At 38.5% G+C, this 10,708-nt stretch carries 12 protein-coding genes; all 12 read right to left on the reverse strand.

Annotated elements, in window-relative coordinates; translation table 11 throughout:
- The gene (locus ACQRDX_RS01855) at positions 1-186 is read right to left on the reverse strand and encodes a DNA-directed RNA polymerase subunit beta (protein ID WP_427893899.1); all 186 of its coding nucleotides are present in this window, start codon (positions 184-186) and stop codon (positions 1-3) included.
- 2 nt (positions 187-188) lie between these two features.
- Positions 189-1,460, reverse strand: coding sequence for a UDP-N-acetylglucosamine 1-carboxyvinyltransferase (gene murA / locus ACQRDX_RS01860; RefSeq protein WP_427893901.1), 1,272 nt, complete (start codon positions 1,458-1,460; stop codon positions 189-191).
- Positions 1,461-1,482: 22 nt separating this feature from the next.
- The gene (locus ACQRDX_RS01865; RefSeq protein WP_354366948.1) at positions 1,483-1,719 is read right to left on the reverse strand and encodes a DUF1146 family protein; all 237 of its coding nucleotides are present in this window, start codon (positions 1,717-1,719) and stop codon (positions 1,483-1,485) included.
- A gap of 46 nt (positions 1,720-1,765) precedes the next feature.
- The gene (locus ACQRDX_RS01870) at positions 1,766-2,182 is read right to left on the reverse strand and encodes a F0F1 ATP synthase subunit epsilon (protein ID WP_427893903.1); all 417 of its coding nucleotides are present in this window, start codon (positions 2,180-2,182) and stop codon (positions 1,766-1,768) included.
- A gap of 12 nt (positions 2,183-2,194) precedes the next feature.
- Entirely contained in the window at positions 2,195-3,601 is a 1,407-nt protein-coding gene (gene atpD / locus ACQRDX_RS01875; protein WP_354366944.1) for a F0F1 ATP synthase subunit beta, read from the reverse strand.
- A gap of 59 nt (positions 3,602-3,660) precedes the next feature.
- Positions 3,661-4,539 (reverse strand): F0F1 ATP synthase subunit gamma, encoded by an 879-nt coding sequence (locus ACQRDX_RS01880; RefSeq protein ID WP_354366942.1) that lies wholly within the window; start codon positions 4,537-4,539, stop codon positions 3,661-3,663.
- 18 nt (positions 4,540-4,557) lie between these two features.
- The gene (gene atpA, locus ACQRDX_RS01885; protein WP_427893906.1) at positions 4,558-6,063 is read right to left on the reverse strand and encodes a F0F1 ATP synthase subunit alpha; all 1,506 of its coding nucleotides are present in this window, start codon (positions 6,061-6,063) and stop codon (positions 4,558-4,560) included.
- Positions 6,064-6,078: 15 nt separating this feature from the next.
- Positions 6,079-6,615, reverse strand: a complete 537-nt coding sequence (locus ACQRDX_RS01890; protein WP_427893908.1) for a F0F1 ATP synthase subunit delta — start codon at positions 6,613-6,615, stop codon at positions 6,079-6,081.
- The gene (gene atpF, locus ACQRDX_RS01895) at positions 6,615-7,112 is read right to left on the reverse strand and encodes a F0F1 ATP synthase subunit B (RefSeq protein WP_354366936.1); all 498 of its coding nucleotides are present in this window, start codon (positions 7,110-7,112) and stop codon (positions 6,615-6,617) included. Before atpF ends, ACQRDX_RS01890 begins: the two co-directional genes overlap by 1 nt.
- A gap of 18 nt (positions 7,113-7,130) precedes the next feature.
- Positions 7,131-7,844 carry a F0F1 ATP synthase subunit A gene (atpB, locus tag ACQRDX_RS01900; protein ID WP_427893910.1) on the reverse strand — a complete coding sequence of 238 codons (714 nt, stop codon included), beginning with the start codon at positions 7,842-7,844 and terminating at the stop codon, positions 7,131-7,133.
- 42 nt (positions 7,845-7,886) lie between these two features.
- Positions 7,887-8,087: a F0F1 ATP synthase subunit C gene (locus ACQRDX_RS01905; RefSeq protein ID WP_427893912.1), complete on the reverse strand. Its 201-nt coding sequence runs from the start codon at positions 8,085-8,087 to the stop codon at positions 7,887-7,889.
- Positions 8,088-8,299: 212 nt separating this feature from the next.
- Positions 8,300-10,696, reverse strand: coding sequence for a glycogen/starch/alpha-glucan phosphorylase (locus ACQRDX_RS01910; RefSeq protein WP_427893914.1), 2,397 nt, complete (start codon positions 10,694-10,696; stop codon positions 8,300-8,302).
- Between the last annotated feature and the right edge of the window lie 12 nt (positions 10,697-10,708).

Below are 10,708 nucleotides of genomic sequence, written 5' to 3' on the forward strand. Positions count from 1 at the left end.
TCAGCCTGTAAATTTAGCGAAAATATCAGACCATTTGCTTGGAGATAAGATTGCAAAAGGATTATCCCCTTGTCCAAAAATGCTATAGCCTAACATTAAGCCAATAGCTAAAAAAATCAGACATAAAATCGCAACTAATAAGATAAATAGAAGCTGACGGGCAACATATTTTAATCCAAAATCCATGACTAATCCTCACTAACACGTTCAATGTCAGCTCCCAAAGCAGCTAGCTTTTTGTGGAACTCATAATAACCACGATCTAAGTGACTTAACTTACCAACAGTTGTTTTACCTTTAGCCACCATCCCCGTTAAAATAAGGGCTGCGCTAGCACGAAGATCAGTTGACATCACAGGAGCTCCTTGTAATTCCCCACCCCCATGAATCAAAGCTGTGTCACGCATAATCTCTGTACTCAGACCCATTCGACGCATCTCTTCTAAATGTTGAAAACGATTTTCAAATACCGTTTCAATCATAGTAGACTCACCATTCACCACTGCCATCAAAGCTGTAAATTGTGCCTGCATATCTGTGGGGAACCCTGGATGAGGAAGTGTTTTAACAGTGACAGGCTTTAATTGAGCAGTATCAGCTTTAACACGAATCCCTTCTGATTCTTCAATAATCTCAACGCCCATCTCCATTAATTTAGAAATCAAGGGGCGATTGTGCTCCCAAACAGCATCTTTAATCAAGACATCACCATTGGTCATTGCTGCAGCTACCATAAAAGTCCCTGCTTCAATACGATCTTGAACAACACTGTGCTCTGCACCATGCAGTTTTTCTACTCCAACAATGGTCAACGTCTCTGTTCCAGCACCACGGACATCTGCACCCATTTTATTTAATAACATTGCCAAGTCAACAATTTCAGGTTCACGCGCAGCATTTTCAATGATGGTTGTCCCTTCAGCAAGGGTGGCTGCCATCATCAAGTTCTGGGTAGCACCGACACTTGGGAAATCCATATAAATCATAGCCCCTTTTAAGCGTTCAGCTTTAGCTGTAATATCCCCACCTTCTTGGGTAATAACAGCACCCATTGCTTCTAATCCTTTTAAGTGTAAATCAATAGGACGACTTCCTATGGTGCAACCTCCTGGCATAGACACCTTAGCATGTCCTTGACGAGCTAAAATTGGACCTAATACCACGATTGAAGCACGCATTTGACTGACATACTCATAAGGGGCTTCATCTAAAAGATCACCAGTTGCATCTACTACCACTTGGTGTTTATCTTCATCAAAATCTACCGTAATATTTAAACCACGTACCACATTATTCATAGTAAAAACGTCTGATAAAATAGGAACATTGGTCAATTTTGTCTTACCTTCGCTCGGCAAAATGGTTGCTGCTAAAAGAGGTAATACTGCATTTTTCGCCCCTTCAATAACAACTTCTCCTTGTAATTTAGTGTTTCCACCATTAACAATAATTTTATCCATTAGATACTCCATACTTTATATTTTACTGAAATACGGTCCACATCAATTGACTTAACTCAATGATCCCCAAGAAAAATGACGACACAAGGTAGCCTAAAGCAATGCTAATAAAAACTACAAAAACACGAATACGTCCCAAATTATCAGGTGTCATTTTTATCATCTTCTCCCAGTCAAATAAATGACTAAATAAGTGATAAGAAAAATAGATGAAAAAAAGATGACTTGAGAGTGTCACAATATGATTGATTAATTCCATAAGAACATCATAACAAAAAAACCGAGAAAAATCTCGGTTTAGCTACTTATTTTGTTCCAACACTGATTCGGTTAAGGGCACGTTGAAGAGCAATTCGGGCACGACGCACCTCATCAATATCATGCGCATTTTCTGCATCAGCTAAGTCACGTTCGGCACGAAGTTTCGCACGTTCAGCACGACTAACATCAATATCCCGCTCACGTTCAGCTGAATCTGCTACAATGGTCACGACATTATCTTTCACTTCCATAATGCCTCCATTAACAGCTACCCAATCAACATGCTTATCATCATCAATGCGACGAATTTTCATCTCGTGTACGGCAAGAGGAGCCATAAGATTAACGTGATTTGGTAAAATCCCCATCTCACCATCAATTGTTCTCACAGAAATAAGGTTTGCATGATGGTCATATTTTATACCATCTGGAGTCACGACTTGTACCGTCATATATCCCATAGACTCACCTCATTAGTAACCTAATTTTTTCGCTTTTGCGACAACATCCTCAATTGGACCAACGTTTCTAAAGGCATCTTCTGGAATATGATCATATTTTCCTTCAAGAATTTCTTTAAATCCTTTAACAGTTTCTTTAACTGGAACATAAGATCCTGGCATACCAGTAAATTGCTCTGCTACGTTAAAGTTTTGTGATAAGAAGAATTGGATGCGACGGGCACGTCCTACCAACACTTTCTCATCATCTGATAATTCATCCATCCCCAAGATTGCAATGATATCTTGTAACTCACGATAACGTTGTAACACACGTTGTACTTCTGAAGCGACCTCATAGTGTTCTTGACCCACAATCTCTGGGGCAAGAGCACGTGAACTTGATGCCAATGGATCAACAGCCGGGTAAATCCCCATTTGTGTTAAGCGGCGTTCTAGGTTAGTAGTTGAATCCAAGTGTGCAAAAGCAGTCGCTGGAGCAGGGTCAGTATAGTCATCGGCTGGGACATAAATAGCTTGAATAGAGGTAACTGAGCCTTTTTTAGTAGAGGTGATACGCTCTTGCAATTGTCCCATCTCAGTTGCTAAAGTTGGCTGGTAACCAACGGCAGAAGGCATACGACCAAGAAGAGCTGATACCTCAGAACCTGCTTGCGTGAAACGGAAAATATTATCAATGAAAAGAAGAACATCTTGACCTTCTACATCACGGAAATACTCAGCAATAGTAAGTCCTGTCAGTGCAACACGCATACGAGCACCTGGTGGTTCATTCATTTGACCAAAGACCATTGCAGTCTTTTCAATAACACCAGATTCTTTCATTTCCCAGTAAAGGTCATTCCCTTCACGTGTACGTTCACCAACACCAGTAAAGACTGAAATCCCACCGTGCTCTTGCGCAATATTGTGGATCAATTCTTGAATTAGAACCGTCTTACCAACACCGGCACCACCGAATAAACCAACCTTACCACCTTTTAGATATGGAGCAAGAAGGTCAATAACCTTAATACCTGTTTCTAAAATTTCAGTTGAAGTTGATAACTCATCAAATGCTGGCGCTTTTTTATGAATTGGTTCACGATCAACAGCATCTGTAAAAGGCGCCTCAAGATCAATGGTGTCACCCAAGACATTAAAGACACGTCCCAAGGTTTCTTTACCAACAGGTACAGAAATCGGACGACCAGTATCCAATACTTCTAAACCACGGCTTAAACCATCAGTAGATTCCATAGCAATAGTACGTACTAAACCATCACCCAATTCAAGAGCAACTTCTAGAACGATTTTTTGAGATTTATCGCCATTTTTATAAACTACCAACGCATTGTTAATCTCAGGTAGGGTTTCACCAGCATCAAAACGAACATCAACTACTGGTCCAACAACCTGAGCAATTTTGCCTGAGCTCATTATTTTCTCCTTATGTTATTTTGATTTTTAGATAAGATAACTATTCTATAAAATAATTATCAATCTAAAGCATTTGCACCACCGACAATCTCAGTGATTTCTTGTGTAATCGCTGCTTGACGTGCACGGTTATACTGAATGGTTAAATCGTTAATCAGATTTTTGGCATTATCTGTTGCAGCACGCATCGCTGTCATTCCTGCTGCATGTTCTGCTGTTTTAGCATCAATAATTGCCCCATAAATTAAACTTTCTGTAAACTGTGGTAGCAATTGATCTAAAATAGCTTCACGATTTGGTTCCAATTCAAAACCTGTGACACCTTCTTTTGCAGCCTCACCTTCATCTAAGTCAGAGATTGGAAGCATTTTTTGAACACGTACTTGACTTGTCAAACTATTAACATGATGATTATAACAAACATATAATTCATCAAATAGCTCTTCTTTATACATCTCCACAGATTGTGAGATGATGCGTCCAACTTGCTCAAAACTAGGTTGGTCTGCTAAGCCACGTAATTCAAACGCAATGTCTATTCCACGCGCCTTAAAGAAGTCTGCCCCCATACCGCCAATAGCAATAATTTCATACTCATCTGTATGATCATGATCTTGCTCTAGCATTTCCATAACTGCTTTTAAGATGGTTGAATTGTAGCCACCAACTAATCCTTTATCAGAGGTGATCACAATATAACCTGTTTTTTTAACAGGACGTGATACCAACATAGGATTAGTTGAACCTCCCGACAAATCACCTTTCAATAGATCTGTTGTGATTTGACGAACTTTGGAAGCATAGACTTGGAAATCTTTTGCAGCTTGTTCTGACTTAGTCAATTTGGCTGCAGATACCATATGCATGGCACCTGTAATCTGACTTGTTTTTTTAGTGGATGCAATCCTTGCTTGAATTTCACTAAGAGAGCCTGCCATAATGAAAGCCTCCTATTCTTAGTTAAATCGTGATTGATCTTTAAATTCTTGAATAGCTGCATCTAAAACAGCTTCCTCAGGAAGATCTTTTGTTGTGCGAATATGGTCAAAGATATCACTATGATTAGCATCAAAATAAGCATACAACTCTTCTTCAAATGCTAATATATCTGCTACAGGAACACTATCTAGGAAACCATGTGTCAAAGCATATAAAATCGTCACTTGTTTTTCCACAGGAAGTGGCTGATGCAATGGTTGTTTTAAGACCTCCACTGTACGACGACCACGGTTTAATTTTGCTTGTGTCGCAGCATCTAAGTCCGAACCGAATTGTGTAAAGGCTTCCAACTCACGATAAGAGGCCAAATCTAGACGAAGCGTTCCTGCTACCTTCTTCATTGCTTTAATTTGTGCAGACCCCCCCACACGTGAAACAGACGAACCTGCATCAATGGCTGGACGGATACCAGAATTGAACAAATCATTTTCTAAGAAAATTTGCCCATCTGTAATAGAAATCACATTGGTCGCAATATAAGCTGAAATATCTCCTGCCTGAGTTTCGATAAATGGAAGAGCTGTAATAGAGCCACCTCCTAGTTCATCAGAAACTTTTGCTGAACGTTCCAATAAACGACTATGCAAATAGAAGACATCCCCTGGATAAGCTTCACGCCCTGGAGGACGACGAAGAAGAAGAGAAAGTTCACGATAAGCGACTGCTTGTTTTGATAAATCATCATAAACAATCAAAACGTGTTTTCCATTATACATAAACTCTTCTGCCATTGCGACACCAGCATAAGGTGCCAAGAATAAAAGAGGAGAAGGTTGTGAAGCAGACGCTGTAACCACAATCGTATAATCCAAAGCCCCATATTGACGAAGGGTTTCAACTTGCGTACGAACAGTTGACTCTTTTTGTCCAATCGCTACATAAATACAAATCATATCTTGACCTTTTTGGTTCAAGATAGCATCGATAGCGATGGAGGTCTTACCTGTTTGGCGGTCACCAATCACCAGTTCCCGTTGACCACGGCCAATGGGAACAAGAGCATCAATAGCTTTTAATCCCGTTTGTAATGGCTCAGAAACAGATTTGCGTTGCATTACACCTGGAGCTGGAGCTTCAACAGGACGGGTCTTACTTGTCTTAATCTCACCCAAACCATCTACAGGTTGGCCAAGAGGGTTCACCACACGTCCAATCATTTCTTCACCTACTGGTACTTCCATGATTTTACCAGTACGTTTGACTGTGTCACCTTCACGGATAGCTCCGAAATCTCCCAAAATGATAATCCCTACATCGTTTGACTCAAGGTTTTGAGCCATACCAAAGGTTCCATTTTCAAAAATAAGGAGTTCTCCACTCATAGCATTATCTAAACCACGAGCACGAGCAATACCATCACCGATGTACGTTACGACACCGATTTCAGTGACGTCAAAATTTGGCTGAAAATTTTCGATTTGCTTTTTAATTAAAGCGCTAATTTCTTGTGCATTTATTGCCAAAAGTCACACCACTTTCTATTTTAAATTCATTTTCAATTGCTGTAATTGTTGTTTGATACTTGTATCAATGACTTGATTATTAGCTTGTAAGATAAAACCACCAATCAAAGATGGATCAACTTCTTCAATCAGACGTCCTGCCTTAATCCCAAATTTTTGGGATACCTTTGCGAGTAAACGTTCTTTTTGATCTGATGACAAATTAACTGCAGACTTGACTAGTATATCATAGGTATTACTAGCCTTATCCATCTCCTCTAAAACTGCCAACAAAATTTCCTTTAACAAGGCTTCTCGATCATTTTGTAAAATTACCTCAAGAAAATTGTTCAATTCCTTTGAACTAGACTCTTGAAACAACCTAACAATTTGAATTTTTTCTGACTTAGGAACGCTGATATTAGCAAGAAAACTAGCGATATCAGTTGTTTTAAAGATTTCTAATATGGCTAAAGTCTCTTGCCGTAAAGAAGGAATGATAGCCTTATCAGAAGCGATTTCAACTAAAGACTTGGCATAAACTTGCACAAGAGCTGTTGTTTTTGCATCCATTAGGCTTCTCCTAGTTTATCCAGATAAGAATCAATTAACTCTGACTGTGCTTTAGCATCAAGATGCGTTGCCATGATCTTTTCAGCTAAAAGAACTGTTAAGTCAGCAACTTCTCCCTTAACACTTGCGACAGCTTCTGCTTTACTTTGTTCAATATTTTGTTTCGCCTGTTCAATTTGGCGACCAGCTTCTAGTCGTGCTTCTGAGATGATTTTATCACCTTCTGATTGACTAGTATGTCTAGCAGTTTCTACAATTTGACCTGCTTCTTCTCTTGCATGAGCAAGCTGTTGCTCACGTTTTTCTTTCAATTCTTCTGCTTGCGCTAAAGACTGCTCTGCACCTTCAATATCAGAAGCAATTTTCTGCTCACGCGCTTCGAAGATTCCTGTAATTTGCTCCCAAGCATACTTACGAATAAGAACATACAAAAGAATAACTGAGCCAGTCACGATAATCAGATTACCAAGCGTTGTTGCATTAATTAGTAATTCCACTATGTCTCTCCCCTCTAATTACTCTTCCTCATCCAAAATCTTTTCGCCAACATATTTGGAAGATAAAATGATAAATACATAAGCCTGAATACTACCGATAAATAGCGAAAATGCTGTCCAAACCAAATTTATCCCAAATGATAGTGGGGCCAAAAAGATGTTGATACCAACTAAGTTGACAATTAAAGACGTTACCACCTCACCGGCATAAATATTACCGAATAAACGAACAGCTAGTGAAAGAACATTAGTAAATTGCTCTAAAATAGTCATTGGAAGCATAGCAGGCATTTCTCCCAAATAGCCTTTTAAATAGTGGCTCATTCCTTTTTTACGAATAGCCCCAATATGAACAACCAAGGCTACGATTAGAGCCAGTCCAAGATCGATACCAAAACTAGCTGTTGGAGATGTCCAAAAGTTATATCCGCCTAGTTCAACCTTACTTAGCAAACCGATAGAGTTGGAAAACCATACAAAGAAAAAGATGACAAAGAAAAACAGACTATAATCTTTGGTGTATTTGCCCAAGTTTTGACTAATGGCACCTTGAACAAACTCATACAAAAATTCAATCACATTCTGCTTCCCTTTAGGTTTTACAGACATTTTTCTCGTTGAAAAATAAATCAATAAGAAGGCTGATAAAACCACCAAGAGAGACATGATAAGAATTGTCACATCAAAATGTATTCCTAAAAATTGGACTACTAAATTTTCTGATGACTCCATATTCTCCCCCTTTTAGAATAGAAAATAATTACAATTGATTTCCTATTTTACGAGGAATGTAAAGACAAAGAGAACAAAGAATGTTCCTTCGATAAAGGCAACACCTGTAAACATCAATGTTTGCAATTTGCTATACATTTCAGGTTGACGTGCTGCAGCTTTTGCAACGTTAGCGACAAGAAGACCCTCACCGATACTAACACCCATAACTGCAATACCAAGTGCTAAGATAGCTAAATTCATTTCGAATTCCTCCATTATTAAAAAATTTTACCTGTCTAGTTTAGTCCTATTTTTAAAGTTTGTCAATGAAAATAAGCGATTTCTTTCGCTTTTCTTAAACCATTCCTAACCTTTATCGTTAAGGTTATGATTTGCTTTCAAAAACTTTACATTCATTTTCATAGACTTTTCTTCCTATTTAAATAGGACGGATATACCGTCCCATTTGAACATTATTTTTTAAGATTCCAAATTTCTTCTGCGTATTCTGTAATCGTGTCATCTGATGTGAATTTATCTGAGTTAGCGATATTTAACAAACTCATACGAGACCACTGTGCGCGATTACGGTAAAGCTGATCAATTTTTTCTTGAGCTTCTACATAAGCAGGGAAGTCTTCTAACAAGAAATATTCATCATTATGCGTAATCAGTGCTTCATAAATCTCTGTTCCCTCTGCTTGACTATTTGGAATAGTGCCATTGATGAAACTATCGACAACACGTTTAATCACAGGATTAGCTTCATACACCCCGCGAGCATAATAGTCATGTGCGGCGTAATGGGCATAAACAGCGTCTTTATCCATACCAAAAATCACAATATTATCATCTCCGACTTCATCTTTGATTTCGATATTTGCACCATCAAGTGTTGCCAATGTAATCGCTCCTGTCATCATAAACTTCATATTTGATGTTCCAGATGCTTCTTTTGATGCCAGCGAGATTTGTTCTGAGACATTTGCTGCAGGAATAATCAGTTCAGCTAAACTCACATTATAGTTTTCAAGAAAGACAACCTTCAATTTCCCTTGCAAACTATCATCATAATTAATCAAATTTGCTAATTCATTGATAATCTTAATCACAGACTTGGCAAAATGGTAGCCTGGTGCTGCCTTGGCTCCGAAAATAAAGACACGTGGTACCATATCTTTATCTGGATTATCTTTTAAATCAAGGTAGAGTTTAATAATATGAAGAACATTTAGTAATTGGCGTTTATAAGCATGTAGGCGCTTGACCTGAACATCAAAAATAGCTTCTGTTGAAACTTCAACACCTGTTGTTTCAAAAATATATCGTGCCAACTTAGCCTTAGCCTCTTGCTTAACATGATAAAAATTGTCTAAAACAGCTGTATCATCTGCATAAGCTTTTAGTTTTTGAAGCTCATGAATATCTGAACGCCATGCTTCTCCAATTGTTTCATCAATCGCTTTTGATAATTCTGGTGCTGCAATTTGTGTCCAACGTCGTTGCACAATACCATTTGTCTTGTTATTAAACTTCTCTGGGTATAAAAGATAAAAGTCATGTAGAGTATCTTCTTTAAGTAGTTCTGTATGAAGTTTCGCAACACCATTGACTGAGTGTCCTCCGATAATAGCTAAGTTAGCCATATGGATTTGCCCATCTTTTACAATCCGCGTGCGATTAATCACCCCAGAGTCAATCCCTTTTTGAGCCATCTCTGCTACAAATCTGTTGTCAATTTCTAGAACAATCTGATAAACACGAGGAAGAACGTGTTTAAAGAGTTCGGAATCCCATTTTTCAAGAGCCTCAGACAAGATGGTATGATTGGTATAACTCATGGTTTTAACAGTCGTATTCCAAGCAGTTGACCAATCCAAACCATAATCATCTACCAAGAGACGCATAAACTCAGCTGGAGCAACAGCTGGATGAGTATCATTAATGTGAACAGATACTTTTTCATGAATCTGCTCAAGAGGTAATCCTTGCTTGAGGTAAGACTTGATAATTGTCTGCAAACCTGCACTGGTCATAAAGTACTCTTGAACTAAGCGAAGCTGCTTTCCTTCATAGTTTGAATCATCTGGATACAAGATGGCTGTAATATCTTCTACTCTACGACGAGATTCTAATGTAGGATAATATAGCTCATACTCTTCAGGAATCTCAACATCCCAAAGGCGCAGATTGTTAATATTGTCATTTTCAAATCCAATTTGAGGAACATCATAAGGAACAGCTCTCAAAACCTGAGCCCCTTCATAAACTGGCACCAGTTTCCCGTTTTCGTCTGCGCTTAAATAAACATCCCCGAATAGTTTGACATCTACGATGTTATGATCCTTACGTGTCTCCCAAACATTACCAATTGATCCAAACCATGAATCTGGAAGTTCAACTTGATAACCATCAACAATGCGCTGTTTAAACAACCCGTATTGGTAACGAATACCATTACCAAAACCTGGATAGCCTGTTGTGGCTAATGAGTCCATAAATGCTGCTGCCAAGCGTCCTAGACCACCATTACCTAATGCCATATCATGCTCTGCATTTTTTACAGCATCAAAGTCAACATTTAATTCCGCAAAGCCTTCTTTTACAATGTCTAAAATCCCTAAGTTAAGAAGATTGGTTTCTAGCATACGTCCTGGTAGAAATTCAATTGAAAAATAATAGGCTACTTTTTCTTGATTTTCTGATATCTTCCGATTTCTCTCCAACCAGAGGGGCGTATAGTACTTACGGATCACTTTTGCTAAAGAGGTAAATAATTCAGTTGGTGTAGCATCAACGACTTTAATCAGTTGTTCTTCATGGAGCGTGTCTTTAAAATCACGAATAAATTTTTCTTTTGTCAGTTGCATCTTTCTTTTTCC

This window comes from Streptococcus sp. SGI.013 (assembly GCF_050315295.1).
Lineage (GTDB): Bacteria > Bacillota > Bacilli > Lactobacillales > Streptococcaceae > Streptococcus > Streptococcus porcorum.